14 protein-coding genes are annotated in these 15802 nt (G+C 58.1%); 12 read left to right on the plus strand and 2 right to left on the minus strand.

The window, feature by feature from the left end; all coding sequences use genetic code 11:
• The first annotated feature begins 20 nt into the window (after positions 1 to 20).
• A complete protein-coding gene (locus AAAX73_RS05770) occupies positions 21 to 269 on the plus strand; it encodes a hypothetical protein (protein WP_117862600.1) in 249 nt (82 codons plus the stop codon).
• 84 nt (positions 270 to 353) lie between these two features.
• On the opposite strand, the gene AAAX73_RS05775 is transcribed toward AAAX73_RS05770, so the two are convergent.
• Positions 354 to 2516, minus strand: a complete 2163-nt coding sequence (locus AAAX73_RS05775) for a hypothetical protein (protein WP_118081496.1) — start codon at positions 2514 to 2516, stop codon at positions 354 to 356.
• A 109-nt stretch (positions 2517 to 2625) separates the two neighbouring features.
• On the opposite strand from AAAX73_RS05775, the gene AAAX73_RS05780 reads away from it, so the two are divergent.
• Positions 2626 to 2952, plus strand: a complete 327-nt coding sequence (locus tag AAAX73_RS05780) for a hypothetical protein (protein WP_349125328.1) — start codon at positions 2626 to 2628, stop codon at positions 2950 to 2952.
• A gap of 28 nt (positions 2953 to 2980) precedes the next feature.
• Entirely contained in the window at positions 2981 to 3601 is a 621-nt protein-coding gene (locus AAAX73_RS05785; protein WP_118081500.1) for a hypothetical protein, read from the plus strand.
• Here the strand turns inward: AAAX73_RS05785 and AAAX73_RS05790 are convergent.
• Positions 3598 to 3891, minus strand: a complete 294-nt coding sequence (locus tag AAAX73_RS05790) for a hypothetical protein (protein WP_156598101.1) — start codon at positions 3889 to 3891, stop codon at positions 3598 to 3600. The two genes, AAAX73_RS05785 and AAAX73_RS05790, sit on opposite strands and share 4 nt — an antisense overlap.
• Before the next feature lie 28 nt (positions 3892 to 3919).
• Between AAAX73_RS05790 and AAAX73_RS05795 the strand changes: the two genes are divergently transcribed.
• The 9 genes from AAAX73_RS05795 to AAAX73_RS05835 all read left to right on the plus strand — a co-directional run bounded on the left by AAAX73_RS05795 (position 3920) and on the right by AAAX73_RS05835 (position 15796).
• Entirely contained in the window at positions 3920 to 7852 is a 3933-nt protein-coding gene (locus tag AAAX73_RS05795; protein ID WP_349125329.1) for a hypothetical protein, read from the plus strand.
• Positions 7836 to 9731 carry a hypothetical protein gene (locus AAAX73_RS05800; RefSeq protein WP_349125330.1) on the plus strand — a complete coding sequence of 632 codons (1896 nt, stop codon included), beginning with the start codon at positions 7836 to 7838 and terminating at the stop codon, positions 9729 to 9731. The genes AAAX73_RS05795 and AAAX73_RS05800 overlap by 17 nt, the downstream gene beginning before the upstream one ends.
• Positions 9732 to 9884: 153 nt before the next feature.
• Positions 9885 to 10079 carry a hypothetical protein gene (locus AAAX73_RS05805; RefSeq protein WP_349125331.1) on the plus strand — a complete coding sequence of 65 codons (195 nt, stop codon included), beginning with the start codon at positions 9885 to 9887 and terminating at the stop codon, positions 10077 to 10079.
• 214 nt (positions 10080 to 10293) lie between these two features.
• Positions 10294 to 12738 carry a CAP domain-containing protein gene (locus AAAX73_RS05810; protein ID WP_349125332.1) on the plus strand — a complete coding sequence of 815 codons (2445 nt, stop codon included), beginning with the start codon at positions 10294 to 10296 and terminating at the stop codon, positions 12736 to 12738.
• A complete protein-coding gene (locus AAAX73_RS05815) occupies positions 12690 to 13547 on the plus strand; it encodes a hypothetical protein (RefSeq protein ID WP_349125333.1) in 858 nt (285 codons plus the stop codon). The genes AAAX73_RS05810 and AAAX73_RS05815 overlap by 49 nt, the downstream gene beginning before the upstream one ends.
• Positions 13548 to 13645: 98 nt before the next feature.
• Positions 13646 to 14002, plus strand: a complete 357-nt coding sequence (locus AAAX73_RS05820; RefSeq protein WP_147350675.1) for a hypothetical protein — start codon at positions 13646 to 13648, stop codon at positions 14000 to 14002.
• A gap of 153 nt (positions 14003 to 14155) precedes the next feature.
• Complete coding sequence (locus AAAX73_RS05825) at positions 14156 to 14395, plus strand: hypothetical protein (RefSeq protein WP_118081513.1); 240 nt, start codon at positions 14156 to 14158, stop codon at positions 14393 to 14395.
• A gap of 40 nt (positions 14396 to 14435) precedes the next feature.
• Positions 14436 to 15074, plus strand: a complete 639-nt coding sequence (locus AAAX73_RS05830) for a metallophosphoesterase (protein ID WP_118081596.1) — start codon at positions 14436 to 14438, stop codon at positions 15072 to 15074.
• The gene (locus AAAX73_RS05835) at positions 15071 to 15796 is read left to right on the plus strand and encodes a metallophosphoesterase (protein WP_118081516.1); all 726 of its coding nucleotides are present in this window, start codon (positions 15071 to 15073) and stop codon (positions 15794 to 15796) included. Before AAAX73_RS05830 ends, AAAX73_RS05835 begins: the two co-directional genes overlap by 4 nt.
• The last annotated feature ends 6 nt before the right edge of the window (positions 15797 to 15802 follow it).

Raw genomic sequence — 15802 nt, forward strand, 5'->3', positions numbered from 1 at the left:
GGGCGCGCGAGGGGCAACGCATGAGGCCAATCGTCTACAACGGGGTTGACCTGTCGGGCGTGTGCTCTGCCGAGGTCATCGAGAAAGTTGCCCTGCCCGTGGAGGCGGAGACCCTGGCGGTGCCGAGGCGTGCCGGCGCACTGCTGGTGGCGGGGCGGCTGTCCCCCAGGCTAGTGCGGGCGCGGCTGTTCATGGACACCCGCCCGCGCCTTCAGGACGATGTTCGGCGACAGGGACGACGCAGCGGCGCTGCCACGTCGCGCAGGTAGCGGAGGAGGGTTGCTCCCAATGGCCCGCGGCGTCCGCGCCCCGGTGCCACCCCGTGACCGGCGGCTTCGCTCGAAGCCGCTACATCAGGCTCGTTCCCGCTTTTCCGGGTCATATCCCTTCGTATACACGGTAAAGCTAAGGCTATCTATCGTGCCGGTGCTGTAGACGCATGCGTCGGGCGCGCTCCGTGTGCCTTGGGCGGTCGGGTCGGTCGAGACACAATCGTCCCTATCTATTCCAAGCAATGGAATGGGCTTTGCCACCTGGTCGGCGCTATTAATTTGCGCAATGATCTCCAACAACTCGTATAACTTGATAAGCCATGAGCTGTATGGGTGCTCGCCGGGTCCCTTGTGCTTCAGCGTGCACTTTGATTGCGGGCTTTCGGCGAGCTGGCTCAAGCGTTCAAAAAGCGCCGGGTACTCGGCTTCGGGAAACTCGACTTGTACATACTGTATGCCATTGAGGATGAATCCGTACCACAGTACGGGGTATGGAAAACCGTTCCTATCTGGTCGCCTGATTTTTGTCCTGCAATTGGGCTGGTTGACGATAGACAGCCATGCCGCATAGAGCTCGTCGGAAATTAGGTCGCTCGCTTGGTATGTTGGGCCAAGACCATCGAGAACAAAATTGCCAAGGCTGTCAAAATAGTGGGCACAATCCGTTAAACCCTTTTCGTATGCCGTGTCGGCTTTTCTCCGTATATTGAGTGCGACGTCGCGGGGTGATTTGCGACCAAGATGTTTTTTGGCGTTGTGCCGCGGGTTGCAATAGAGCTTGGTCGCCGCGTTATATCGATCGCAGTACTTGCTGTTAGGGCCGGTCGGAAAAAAGAGCGAACCACAGGTTTGGCATGTTATCGGCATAATGCCGCACAGCAGCAGCTCGTGGAGGATGCGGGCATAAAGGCTTGCAAAGGAACATTCCTCTTCGGTGAAGTAAAGCTCTCCTGCCTTTGCAATAACAGCTTGAAGCCTTACGAGCCTATTGAGGTTTTCCTGGTCGTTAAGCTCTGCATACGTATGGAAGTCTCCATTTGCGTAGATTTGGTTCTCGCGCATAGCCTCGAGATAGTTCTTGCGAAACGCCTGCATAAAGGGGGCGCTATTCATGCGTTTTATATCGCTCAAATGTTCTTCGAGCTTTTGAGCCGTTTCGTTTCCGGGCAAGTGCTTTTTGGCTGCGTATGCAAAAGCGTCGCCAAAGCGGATGATTGCCGGCAGCTGATTATCGAATAATCGAAATTGTCGCGGGTCGCTTGTTTTGATGGCGGCTGGGAAAAACTCTTCGTTTTGCGCGAGCAGGCTAGGTGCCTCGGTGTTTTTAAGCAGCGGGGCAAGCTCCAGACATTCCTGATAAAAAACAATGAGAAGCGCTCGAAAGAGATCGGTATTGGTGCAAACGCAAGCTGTTTCTATCTGCGAGTTGACCTTTGGATAGTTGTCTCTTGGATTGTCGCGTTTATACGGCACCGGTTCTGTTAGCCCGGTCTTGCCGTTGGTAGTTGTAATGTCCATGTCGTTCGACACGAGCTTGAGATAGGAGCTGAAGAGGGACGCCATTTCTTGCTTATTGAGTTGGGCCGATGTCGTGATCACCGCGCGGTACAGGCGGTTGATTTCTTTGCACTCAATAGCGTTGTTGTTCATCCAGCAGCTGTAATAGCGATAGTCGGGAATCGCTGTGATGTTCATGACACACTGCCTGCAGACATTTTCAAGGAGATACCTGGCCATGCCAGATATCTCTCCGTGTGCATGGCGCGTAATGGCTTTATCGAATATCGGAGCAAAGAAATCGAGGTCGCGTTCCTTTTGTTTTTGAAGGTTGACTTCGATTTCGGCTTCGTTCAATTCTGCTTGCGCGGACTCTTGGTCGGAATCGTCTGGATCGAGCCAGTCGTCATGGTCTGGTTCGGCTGCGTAGTCCATCGAAGCGTGTTGCGCATCGTGGGGAGCAGGGGGCTGACGAATGGCGTTCTGCAAATCGATGTAAAAGCGCAATTTTGCTCGCTCACGAAAGTGGCCCCCAATCTCGTTGAAAAGCGAGCTTAAGTCGACGCGTAATAGGTCGTTGGCTACGGAGACGAGATTCCATGCGCTTGCATTGCCGGTTGCGTTTCCGTCATCGGCGCAATCAATCTCTGGCGTTCTGTTAAGAAGAAGCATGCGGGGATTGACGGGAGAGCGAAGAAAGCCAGCCTCGAAACCCCAGCTAAACGGCTCTTGTTCGGAATCAAGCATTAATGCTCCAAACAGCCAAAATTTAAAACCCGATAAAAGTCATATTACGCGGCTGTTTGCGGCTGTTCAATGGAATCAAGCGAAAAGGCTTAAAACCAGGGAGGCCGTTATGTCCGATTGCATCAAGCTCAACAAAGGAAACGTCGATGTATGCGAGCGCGAGGTTATCGTTCTTCGCGAGATCATCGCTGCCGCCATGGGTCGTTTGCACCAGATGCGCAAGCAGTGCGAGCGCGGCTATGTGTCTTCGGAGGATTTCGAGAATGCGTTGGATGCGTACGGAGTAATCAGTGAGCGAGTCGATGAGCTTGACCAGCTTGGTTTCGAGTTCAGATGGTCGTCAGTCCCCGATGCCGGAATCGATGAGAACGACGGGCTCGAATGGATCGAGGACGACAACCCTCCGCGTGAGCGCGGTTTTGATATTGCTTGTTAATGTGACCGAACGGTTGATTGGAGACAAAATGTATCCGTACTACGAATGTGACAACTATCCCATGAGCATTACAGATGATGACGGCCCGTTTCTGATCATGGAGGCGAGGCTGTCTGGCGACGACGAGCTCAATGATGATTTTAGGAAAGGCGCCAGTTATAGATGCTCGTGTGCGACTGTTTCTGCGGCGATTGATCTTTGCAGGTCGATGACGGACGGCGATGCCGATCCTTGGTATGAAAGTTGGGAGAAGGCGGTTGAGCGTTATCCGCTCGAGAAATGCGAGGATGCGACAACGCTGTATTGGATCGAGCCGACCGATCCGCACAAGGCGCTGTGCGCCCTCCAACCCCATTGCGATCTTGAGCCATACGTGGCTGAGGCAATTGGCGCAGTTGACACGTATCTACTGGAGTGCGCGGACTATCCCTTTACGGTCGATCATTTAGATCTAAAGGACGTTGACGTCCTGCTCAGCGCTGCTTGGGGATTGGCTCGAGTCCTCGAAGAAACTTGGGGCACTTGCGACCCTGATGATGTTTTGGAAAAGATCGAGGATGCTACGTACAGTGCGTATATAACGGTTAAGGACCTGATCGCGGGCGAAGAGGCGGCCAAAGCCAGCGCAAAGTCCGATGACAATCTTTAGCCACCGCACTGAACGGCGCGACCGATCGGAAGGCTGCCGGGAAAAGCTTTAGCAAGCGCCCCGACCAGGTTCAGGAGTCTGCCGCCGATGCATCCCTGATGCGTGTCGCCCTTGCAGTGATCGATGCCAAAGAGCGCGAGGCGTTGGAGTGCGATCTTAAGAAACTGCTCGCTTCGTGCGAGTAGTCGCTGACTGCTCCTCTTTCCTTTCTTTCTTCTCTCAAGCGGCATGGACGCCGCCGCCTTGACCGCCCAGCGCGAGTTTTGTCCGCACGGGATGGTATCAAACACGTGTAACAACTAAATCGGAGGTTTGACCATGGCTATGTGGGATCTCAACTGCCAATCGAATCCGTCGTCTGCGGACGACAAGGAGCTCGCTCCCTATCTTGCACGTCAAAAGGCGATGCGCGAGTTTTTTGAGCGTGCGCTGTTTGCCCCCAAGGATCAGGGCAACAATGGCCTGTACTTTTTGGGCGCCACGACGGGCTCGGGTAAAAACTATACGGCCGAGCAGGTCACAGCCGACCTCATCGCCGGTGGCTGGGACGATTCGGGCTGTTTTAACAAGTGCCCGGGCCGTCGTTACCTGGTGTTTGTGGTGCCGGGTAAGGACAACCGCGACAACTACGTTGCGAGCGTGCGCAAATTGCTGGTTGAACAGGGCATGGATGGCGATGCCGCGCAGCGCATGGTGTTCGATCTTCCGCGTGCGGGCGATAACATCCTGCATTGGATTGAGACTACGCGCGGTAAGGGCGCCGTGGGCGTGCGCGACATTCCGTGTCCCATCGAGGCGGACGACGAGAGCTCTCATCGCATCATTAAGCGAGCGTGGGGCAACGCGATGGAGATCGCCGATGACCTTTTGGGCATCCTTGACACTCGAAATCGTCTGGGAGGTGTTGCAGACCGTTTGACCCCCGCCCTTCGCGACAAGCTATCGTCGGCGGATGCGAGCTTGCGTTGGGCTGTGAGCCACGAGCTCAAAAACATCACGCGCGGCATGGAGGTGATCCCCCAGATTTGGCCGTCTGCCCTGCTCAATGACGAGAGCATACCGCATGTGATTGCCCTGACGCCGCAAAAGCTCATCAATAGGATCGATACAGTGACCGGTGCAGGCGTTGTGCTCTTTAACGCAATGGCTGCCGAGAAGGGCCTGTTTATCTTTGATGAAATCGACCACATGAAGGCCGACATACTGTCGACGCTGACAGACGATCCCGTGACGTTTCAACCGGACGAAGTATTGCGTATCCTCGATCGTCATTTTAACGGCGGTGTGGTGGACCCCTTGCTACTGGGGAATCGAGATCAATGGATGGCGGTCTATACGCACGCTTCCACGTCGGGCGATCACAAAGGGTCAAACGCCGAGAGGAACAGGGTTTCGCGGGCGAGCGTAGAGGAAGATGCCGAAGAAATCGCCAAGGATGCCAAGAAAATTCAAAAGGCACTCGCCTCTTGTATTAAGGACATGAAACTGCGTCCGCCTTTTGCGCTGTCTGACGAGGCGAAAGAAGAGCAGCTCTCCGGTCGACATCTGTTTGGCAGCGACGATATTTCGGTGGGCGACAACTCGGCGAATCCGTTGCGCTTCAAACTCAATGAGGGCGGTACTCGCAATATGATTATCACTCGCGGAGGGAGTGGGCAGCAAACCGTCAGCAAGGCGGTGCGTCGTGCACGCGGTCTGGTCAGGATGGTGGTGGGTCATCTCGCCCGTTGCGCCACGCTTATGGACAAGCTGTACTACGGCAGCATTTCGTACAAGGACGACCTTTCGCGCAAGAACATCATCGATGCCCTGGGCATTAGGAACAACCAGACCAGCGAGAAGTATTTTTGGGATTCGTTGATGCTGGCGCTGTTCTTTAAAGATCGTAAGAATGACGAGATCGATGCCGCCGACGACTCGATGTATGCGCGTGGTGTCGATTATCTAGTGATGGAAACCACCATCGAGCACATGTTTACCACGTACCTAACCAGCCACGGCATTGAGCGCATGCCCGAGGCCTACCTTGCCTCCATTGCCGCCAAAGCGCCTTGCGTGTGCATGAGCGCAACATGGAGTGCGCCGACCGTCAAAAACTTCAACCTCGATTACCTTGACGAGGTTCATGGCGTGGTTCGCAAGGACGCTTGGATTGGCGAGCTCAACCAGGAAATCGTGCGACAGACTAAGCTGTTTAACAAACAGGCTGCGAAGGAGTACGACGTCGATATTGCCTGGGTGGATGAGTCCAAGGAAATTGCCGGCATGGTCGCGCTGGCAGGCGGCGCCTTTGGCGGCATCATTGTGTCGCCCGACGAGGTGTACGAGCGCGCGATGCGGTTCTTTGACGGGATTGGCGTGAGTGAGGGACTTGCGGTGCGCTTGCGCTTAAAGATTGCTGACAGGGTGGGCGTGAGCGACGCCAAGAGCATCGAGTTTGAGCTGAAGCGCCTGAGCAAGACGCTTGTTGCCGTGAGTACTTGGGCCCGTGGTGTGGCGCGTAACGAGCAACGGGCGGGAGCCGTTTTTACCACGCGCCACATGGGAAACCATGGCGAATTCAATAGTCTGGCGCTGGATCTTGCGCGCGAGATTGTCGCGGAGCTGGTGATTAGAAACATCAAGTGCCCCGAGATGTCGTACGAGAAATCGCTTGAGGCCGCCAAGGACATGGTGCCGTGCTTTAACGCTGCGGAATGGGATGCAGGTTGGCGTGGCGCTCAAAAACGTCTCGAGCTGGGCCAGCCGACCCTGATGTTTATCAATCTTTCGGCCGGTGGCTTTTCCAAGAATCTCAAATACAAGGTGCCGGAGAATCTGTGCGACATGGTTCATCAGGTCGATTGCGGCTTTGAAAATGCCGACCGTCGCCCCAAGATGGATCTTGATTTCTTATATATCGAGTCGCCCACAAGTCGTTTGACCTGGGGAGTGGAGATCAACTCAAATAAGTTTGTCCAGCAGGCGCTACTTGGCGTGGTGGAGCAGGAGGAACTGGTAGCGCGCGGCGAGGTTCCGTTTACTCAAAAGCGCCGGAACGTACGGATGCTTCTATCTGGCGTTAATAAGAGCCTGCCGGTGCGCGACACCCTCTCTTATCAGGTCGAAGGCGCTCGCATTGTGGCACAGGCTGTGGGTCGCCTGATGCGCACGAGTGTAAAGATGCCTTGCGTGCAGGTGCTGCTCGACCGCGAGATTGCGAACGATTGCAACTTTTCGTTCTTGCATGATTTGCCGATGGGCTACGAGCTTGAGCAGGTGGTTGGTGCCTGCGCCGCTGCCAACAACCATATAACGGACAACAAGGAACACGCTGCCGTTAAGCAGCAGAACCTTGCCGCCTTTAGGAACAACCTTGCCAAGCAAAAGCACGAAAAGCTGGCGTGGAAAGTTACCTCGCTAAACGCCGGGGACGAAGATCTCACTGCTTTTGATGGCGAGCGCGACTTTTACCTGCATCATTTTTGCCTGCCGTGGGAAGATCTCGCGCAATACCCAGAGCGCCGGAGTACCGCGCTGCGCATGTCGCATGCTGCAAATGGCTATGCCTATGCAGAAGGCGGGGCATGCAAGGTGCCGCACTTTGAATTCCCTAGCTACGATGGTGAGCCCGTCGAGCAGATTGCTGCTCGTCTGGAGGATCGTTGCCACTGCAAGGAGGGCTTAAAGGGCGCGACGGTTCGCCAGGTGAGCCAGGCGGCGGCGCGCGTACCCGAGCTGCTGTCAATTCGCGAAGTGCGTGAGCGTTGGTCGAGCGACGGGGTGCCCACAACGCTGCAGCCGGCGGCGACGGCGCACATGACGCCCTATATGTTCCAGGCGGTCTACCTGGGTGAGCTGGGAGAATCTGCCGGAAGGGCAATCTTTGAGGCATATTACGACGGCCGCTATTCGCTTACGCGTGGCGATGCGGCACACGCCGAGACAGGTGGCGACTTTGAGGTGCTCGATGCTGCTGGCAACACGACCGGGGTATGGATCGATTTTAAGCACTATCGCATCGGTGCCTATATCGCTTATGTTCGCGACGGTCGCGAGGCGTCGGATGCCGAGCGCTTTAGGGCGAAGGCTCAAAAGGTTGGGGCGAAACGCCTGCTAATCGTCAACGTTTTGGCTGATGAGGCAGCGCTTGAGTGCGTGCCCAAGGCACTCGATGCTGAGGGGACTGTGTTCTCCGTTCCTTATATGGCCGCCGACGGTGCAATCAATTTGGAGATGATGGAGGCGATCGGCCGTGCAATCGAAGCATAACCAGCCGTGCGGTTTGGGAGACATCGCCGTATCAGAGCTCGTGTTGCAGCTCGATGCCGCTGCTGCCGAGGAGCGCTACTCGGTCTTTTGGTGCAACGTCGGCGATGCGGGCAAGCATGCCGTGGCGAACTTTATGGCCGATGTGTGCCAGACGGGCAAGGTCGTCGCGCTCACGCAGCTTGCAGACAACCGCGTCTTTCTGATGGTCAAAGCGGGCGTGCAGACGGGCGACCTTAATGCCTCGCTTTATCAGGAGCAGATAGTTCCGATTAAAACTAATTGGAACGAGTTGGACGATTACGTTGCGCTCCGCTTGCTGTTCAACTCCTGCTCTCAGTTTGAGGGGATTGAGGACGAAGTTCCCAATGACACCGGGCACCTGTATGTCATTAGCGCCAAGGGTGCCCGCCGCGATGCTGTCGAAAGCGACGGAAGGGGACCTGCCAAGATCGAAACGGTTGAAATCGTTATCGATGAGGATTGCACCTTTGATCTTAAGATTCGGACGTTTACCAAGCGCCGTGTGCTTATTGGCAGGGCGCAAGGTGACGAGAAAGAGCTCGAAAAGATTAAGAGCCAAGTGGGCTACAGGCTATCGCCCGTGGCGACGATGGTGCTTGCCCACGAACAAAAAGACGAGTACATCCTGCGCCGAGCCAAGGGCGACAAGCCGTCCAAGCGCCGTGATCTGACGTTCTCGGCCCAGGCGGACAAGGTCGCCTATACCAAGAAGGGCATTTTGTATCGAGAGCTGCAGATTCTCGAACGCCGTTACAGCGACTTCGCCCGGGTGACGCTCATGGAATACCCGCGTAAGAGTTTCTACGAGGTGCTCAAGGGTGATGAGTACGCGCGCGTGGTTGCGGAGCGCATGGCGGGGCAGCGAATCGTGGTGTCGTTTGCGCGCAATGGGCTTGCCGAAGTGGCGCGCCAGCTGGCCGATCGACTTAACGATTCCTCGTGGGGCGTTCGCGCAACGTATGGCGGAAGGGCCGTGGATTCGCGGGCGCTGAACCTTGTCGTTGTGCCCAATGAGGTTGCTGAGGACGACGGCTATGCCTTACATGCTGGCGTGGTGGAACAGCACGTGACACCGGATGTGTGCGAGCCACTGTTTAAGGTGGCGCCAAAGCAAAAGGATCGCAATGCGCAAGAGGCGATCCTGGGCGCCATGCTCAAAGAACTGCTGGTAAAGCAGGATGTTGTCGACGAGCGGGTGACGGCGTTTGATCTTGATGCTTTGGATATTGAGTCGGTGACGGTGTGTGGCTTGGTCGATGTGCCGCATAAAACAAAGGACAAGATTGAGCTGGATTCGCGTATCGCTACGTTGGCGATTGGCGCGGATGGGGGCATGCGCTATGCCTCACATTCGGCAGAGGATGGTCCCGAGTACGAGATGGAGCTCGATCTGCTGACCGCGGACGGCAAACTCGATAAGGGCGCCTATGTCTTTGACGTGCATGCGGACGGGCAGTCTATGCTTGCGCGCGTGCGGGATACGGGACTGACGACGTTTTCCAATAACTTTATGGCCCTGGTGGGTGAGCATCAGCTCACAGGCAAAGCAGGGCGTAAGAAAGAGATTTTCGAGAGCTACAACTCGCCTTATTACGGCATTGGAACGTTCGAGCGTGCGGGCAAGACTTGCTATTTTGTGGGCGTCAACAACGGCACCCAGGAGGATATGGCGACTGCGATTCACGTGCGTTCGATTGAGGTACTCGACGGCGATGATTTGTCTGAGTTGTTGGTTCAGCTGGCCAACATAGGCCTTTCGCGCTATAAGGCTCCGTCCGTGTGGCCGATTCCGGTCAAGTATCTCAACGAGTGCGCTGCGCGTGAGGGCGCGGTAGAGGATGGCGGTGGCGACAAGTGATGGTGTTGCGCAATTATCGCTCCTAGAACTTTTTGAAATTACGCTTGCATTGTAAAAGGGGAGAACATATACTGCAGCCATAGCACATCAGATGGGGTCTCAAAAAGAGACCAAGCAAACGAGTTTTCAGTTTATGTTGAGAGGTACTTGAGCATGACCAGCAGAATTTTCCCCCTTTACAACGACAATACCGACCATATCGATCTCAATACCATCTACGGTTGCAGTATTGGTTCTAAGGCCGAGAACTACATGTTCCCTCAAGATGATCTAGAGCTTAGCTCCGAAGATTATGAGTACCTGAATGATATTGAGCGCGAGCGGGAGTATGAGCTCGGCATCCGCTGATGGATGTGGGCTTGTCTCCAACTCCTCCGATTTAATTACCCCGTTATCACCTCTTTTTAGCGGGGCATATTGGATCGATTATGTGTCAAACATCAGCTCATCGTGGGAAGGAATCGGCAATGAGCAAGAACGTGAACAAGAACATCAATGGCGGCGCTGCGGGTAAGGCGAAGGCCGCCGGGCGTATGGGACAGTTGCTGCGGCAACGATCGCCATGACGGGCGGGTCGCTGCTGTCTCCGCTGACTGCGGTGGCGCAGGGTGCGAACGGTGCCGACGCTACTGCGAAGCCGGCTGCGCTGCTGTCTCCGTTGACGAGCGCGGCTGCTGCTAGCGCTGGCGCGGGCACGGTGTCAGCGGTGCAGAAGGTCGCCAACCTGCAGGCTGCGGTCGATGCGGCTCGCGCTAAGGCCGCTGCTGCCAAGGCCGATTTGGATGCGGCCGCCGCTCCTTACGACGCCGCCGCTGCCAACCAGCAGCAGGCTCAGAGCGCCTACGATGCGGCCCGTGGCACAAGCGACGCTGCCGCTTCTGCAGCTTCGGCCGAGCTGGAGCAGCAGATGGGTGCCGCGCAGGACAAGGCCGATGCGGACGTGAAGGCGCTCGAGGACGCTCAAGCTGCACTCGATGCCGCAAAGAGGGATCTGACGGACAAGGGTGAAGCCCTGACCGCTGCCCAGAAGACCGCCGACGATGCCCAGGCTGCGCTCAAGTCCGCGCAGGCCGCTGCTGCCGATGCCACGCCCGAGGCTGTTGCCGCGGCTCAGGCCGCTGCCGAGCAGGCCGCGAGCGAGCTGGAGCAGGCAAAGCAGCAGGCCGCCGACGCGCAGGTCAGGCTTTCGAATGCCCAGGCTGGCGTTGATGCCGCCGCGGCCAAACAGCAGGACGCGCAAGGCAAGCTTTCGGCAGCTCAGCAGGCAAAGGATGCGGCCGATAAGGATGTGAATGCCGCTCAGGCGAGCTATGACGCCGCCAAGGCCGATCTCGACCGTGCCGAGCAGGGTGCCGCGGGCCCGGAGTACGAGGCTGCCAAGGCCAAGGTGGACGCCGCCGCTGCCGCGCTGGACGCCGCCAAGTCGGTCCAGGCGCAGCGCGAGGGCGAACTCGCTGCTGCCTCGCAGGAAGTGACCACTGCCGAGGGTGAGGTGCAGGCTGCTCAGCAGGCGCTCGCCGTCCAGCAGCAGGCTGCGGCTGACGCGCAGTCCAAGTTGGACGCTGCCACGGCTGCTGCGACCGCGGCAGACGCCGCCGTCGATCAGGCTAAGGCCGAGCATGCCAATGCGCTTGCGGCGCTGGCCGACGCTCAGGCCAAGCTCTCGGCCGCTAAGGACGAGAAGAACGCTGCCGACAAGGCGCTCGACCAGGCAAAGGCTCAAAAGCAGCAGGCCGATCAGGCTGTAGCTCAAGCGCAGGCCAAGCTCGACGCCGCTCAGGCTACGGCGAACGCCTCGGCGGAAAACTACCGCCAGGGCGCCATTGCGTTCTTTAAGAGCGTGGGTGCCGACGATGCGGCGGACCTGATTCTCAACTGCAAATATGCCAGCCTCACCAAGGTGGGCGAGGAGGTTGACGCGACGAGTCTGACCAACATGAAGCAAGCGATTGTGTGGCTCAAGGCGTGCAACAAGTATCGTGCGAGCGTTGGCCTGGGTGAGCTCAAGGTGACGTATGCCATGATGGCGACCGCGATTGCCGATGCGAATTTCTCCGATACCAAGACTGCGCACGCCATGCAGTTCAACGTGGGCGAAAACGTGGCGTGGAACTACGGAAGCGACCCGTTCATCCAGTGGGTCGATCAGGAGAAGGCCGTCTTTGACCGCGCTGCGGCTACGCTGGGAGCGACGGGCCTTACGGGAAAGGCTGCTTTTGATTTCTACGAGCAGCATGGCGACGAAATCGATCGCTACGTGGCTGCGCATGGCGGGAGCGTGCATACAGTCGGTCACTACATGAATGTGATCGATCCCGATTACACCGTAACGGGTATGGGGGTTTGCACGCGCGGGACGATGAACCGTTGGCTTACGCAGGCGCAGACGTTCTCTATGTCTGGAGGATGGTACACGAATGCCGCCAATCCGATGACGGTTGCCGAATACGAGGCTGCGCTTAATGCGTGGTGTGACTCGTTGGCAAATCCTGGGCAGGGCGTGGACGCGGCTCGTCAGGAGCTTTCTGCCGCTCAGGGCGCGGCTGCGCAGGCTGGCGGCAAGGTGAGCGCCGCGTCGCAGGCCGCCGCTGCAAGGCAGGCTCAAGTCGATGCTGCTGCCGCCGATGTTGACGCTGCTGCCGCTGGGGCCTCGGATGCCCAGGCTGCCGTGGGGGAGAAGCAGGCCGCGGCTGAGGCCGCTGCGCGTGCCGTGGCTGATGCCCGCGCCGACGTGGACGCTGCCAGCGCTGCGGTTACCGCGGCGCAGAGTGTCGTGACTGCCAAGTCTGATGAACTCGATGTCGCCAAGGGCAAGGTGCCGCTGCCCGGCGTGCGCTGGATGCCGCTCGCGCCGGCGTTGGCGACAAGGAGAGCGCGCTTGCTGCCGACCAGGACGAGCTGGCTGCGTACTCTGCCGACGTTGCCGCTGCTCAGCGTGCATTTGATGCGGCCTCGGCGGTGCTCGAGGGGGCGCGTGCCGTTCAGGCTGACGCGCAGGCTGCAGTGAATGCCGCGCAGGGTGCGGCAGGCCAGGCAGATGCCGACGTCGCTGCTGCCCAGGCCGAGCTTGTTGCCGCCCAGGCTGCTGCGAGCGGTGCCGGCACGGCTGTGACCGCGGCTCAGGCCGCATCCGTCGCGGCTGCTGCTCGTGCGGCTCAGCTACATGATGCCGCCGCGGCGCTTGCTCAGGCGACGGAGGACAAGGCCGCTGCCGATGCTGCTGTTGAGGCAGCGGCTTCGGCGAAGACCGATGCCGAGTCTGGCGTGACTGCGGCGGACGACGCCGTAACGGATGCGACCGCTGATCGCGATGCTTCTGCCGCCGCGGTTGCCCGCCTGCGCAGGATCAACCTTGCCGACGCCATCGCTAGCGGCCGTGCCAACGATGCGGATGAGGCGCTCAACGCTAAGATCGCTGCAGCCCACGATGCCGCCGAGCGCGCCGCAGCTGCCAAGATTGAGCTCGACGCTGCCGTTGCTGCGACGGATGCTGTGGCACCTGCCTACTTGGAGGCGCTTGCCAACTATACCGCCGCCAAGGCCGAGCTCGACCAGGCTATTGTCGAGCTCAACGCCGAGATCGCTCGCCAAGAGGCCGCCGAGCGCGGGAATGGCGAGCAGACTCAGCCTGCGACGCAGGTGGCGTACCAGGCCAAGCACATGACCTCGGCGTCCGAGGCCACCACGCAGCAGACGACGATGCCCGCCACGGGCGACGTGTCCAACCTGCTGGGCGAGACGTTCGTAATTGGAGGCACGGTCCTGGTTGCCGCCGGCGTCTTCCTGTCCGACAAGCGCCGCCAGCTGATCCGTTAGGGACGGAGGAAAGCGGATCATTTTCGGCGCGCGCCGCAAGGGCATGGGTCCTGCGGCGCGCGCCGCTTTTATCTTCAAGATTAATTAAGGAGGGACATATGCAAATTAGAGGAGAGGCCGCGATTGCCTGTGGGTTCATGGCGGGCTTGGCAACGGGGCTGCTGTTCGATGGATGTTTCGACAGCTACATCAATCGATTCTGCGATTCTGATTTTCCGAGAGGCTGGCCTCGGAAAACGGCACCGGCTCGTCAAAAGGCGGATGCGCCCATCAAGTCCCGCAGCGTGGCTGCTTCAAAAACCAAGGTGATCGTCATCAAGAACGGCAAGATTTATCACCGTTCTGGGGGATGCAAAAACCTTCCTCAAAATGCCATTAGAACAAGCGTGCCACTGGCGACCGCGCTCAAACGAGGAAAGACCCCCTGTTCAGTATGTTGCCCGCCAGCGGCTTAGACGATTCTTCGGGGGTGTTCTGCAAGGACATGGGTCCCTGCGGATACATGGGTTTAAAAACGTGTCCGCACGGCATGGGACACTTACCCTGCCGCCCTGCTCTGCCGCGGCGGCATGTACCCAAACAACGATCCTCTAAGGAGTTCGATACCAATGAGCGATAACACCAAGCATCTCGCAAAGAAGTGCGTCAAGGACGCGGGGCCGTGCCTCGCGTTGTGCCTTGCCGGCGCAGCGGTCGCGCTGCTGGCTGTTCTGGGGCCATTCGACGTGCTCCGAAGTGCCAGTTCTCTGCACGTTTGCATGGCCCTTGCCGGCGCCATGATGACCGGCGGCGTACTCGATCTGATTTTTTGGGTGCTCGACCCGTTTGGATGGAAGAACGAGGGGTAAGCCCTAAGGGATGGATACCCCGCAGCAACAGGAGGTCCCCGTGATCTGGTTTACCGGCGATACTCACTTTGGACACGAGAACATGCTACGGCTTAGCGATAGGCCTTGGTCGACTGTTGCGCAGATGAACGATGCCATGGTCGCCAACATTAACAGCAAGGTTGCTGCGGATGACGAGCTCTACATCTTGGGTGACTTTAGCTTTAAGATGACGGTCCAAGACGCCTACGAGCTGCGCAAAAGCATTGTCTGCAAGCGCGTCCACCTACTGCCCGGCAACCACGACAAAGACTGGACGCAGCCTGCCGTAGCGGATGCTTTTATCGTCGAGCCGCCCATTTGCGTGCTCAAGATTGACCGCCAAAAAATCGTGCTGAGCCACTATCCCATGGTCGACTGGCAGGGCATGTCGCACGGTAGCTGGCATCTGCACGGGCATATCCACAGCTGTGGCGACGCGTACAACAAGTTCAACCTCAGACAGGGGCTGCTGCGCTATGACGTGGGCGCGGACGCTAACAGCTACGCCCCGGTGAGCCTGGAGGAGCTCAAGTCGTGGTTTGTGCAGGTAGACGAGCCGGTGAGCTGCGTCAAGTGGCCGTGGTGGGTCAACGCCACGGGCAACGAGCAGATCGAGCACGATCTCGAAACCTATAAGAGGGAAGTGGTGATCCGATGACGGTCTATGTGACGGGCGACATTCACGGTGGCGTCGACATGCAAAAGCTGCGCGACTGGGATCTTGGGGATAGTCTGACGAGTGACGACTATCTGATTGTTGCGGGCGACTTTGGCTTTCCCTGGGATTTCTCTGCCGAGGAGTGCGCCGATATCGCCTGGCTGGAATCGCGTCCCTATACCGTGTTGTTCGTCGACGGCAACCACGAACGCTTCGACCATTGGGCGGAGCGCCCTATGGAGCTGTGGCATGGTGGTCTGACGCAGCGCCTGTCGGACACCTCGCCCATACGGCGCCTGACGCGCGGCGAGGTTTTTGAGCTCGACGGCTCAACGATTTTTACCATGGGCGGCGCCACGAGTGTGGATAAGGAATACCGCATTCCCTATTCCAGCTGGTGGCCGCAGGAGCTGCCGGATGAGCGCAACTTTGAGGAGGCGCGGGCAAAGCTCGACAGCGTGGGTTGGAAGGTCGACTACGTGATCACCCACACCTGCTCTACGCGCATGCTTTCGCCCACGCTCTATCCGGGGCCTGGCTGGAATTATCCCGCCGTTGATCGGCTGACGGCATTTTTCGATGAGCTGGAAGACCGCTTGGATTACAAACGCTGGTATTACGGGCATTTTCATCGGGATGCCAACCCGGCCGAGCGCCACACCGTGCTCTACGACTGTATCGTTCGCCTGGGCGACGAACTCCAGCCCTGGGATGTTGCGTAGGGGTGG

Source organism: Collinsella sp. CLA-ER-H9, assembly GCF_040092295.1.
In the GTDB taxonomy this organism is placed as follows: domain Bacteria; phylum Actinomycetota; class Coriobacteriia; order Coriobacteriales; family Coriobacteriaceae; genus Collinsella.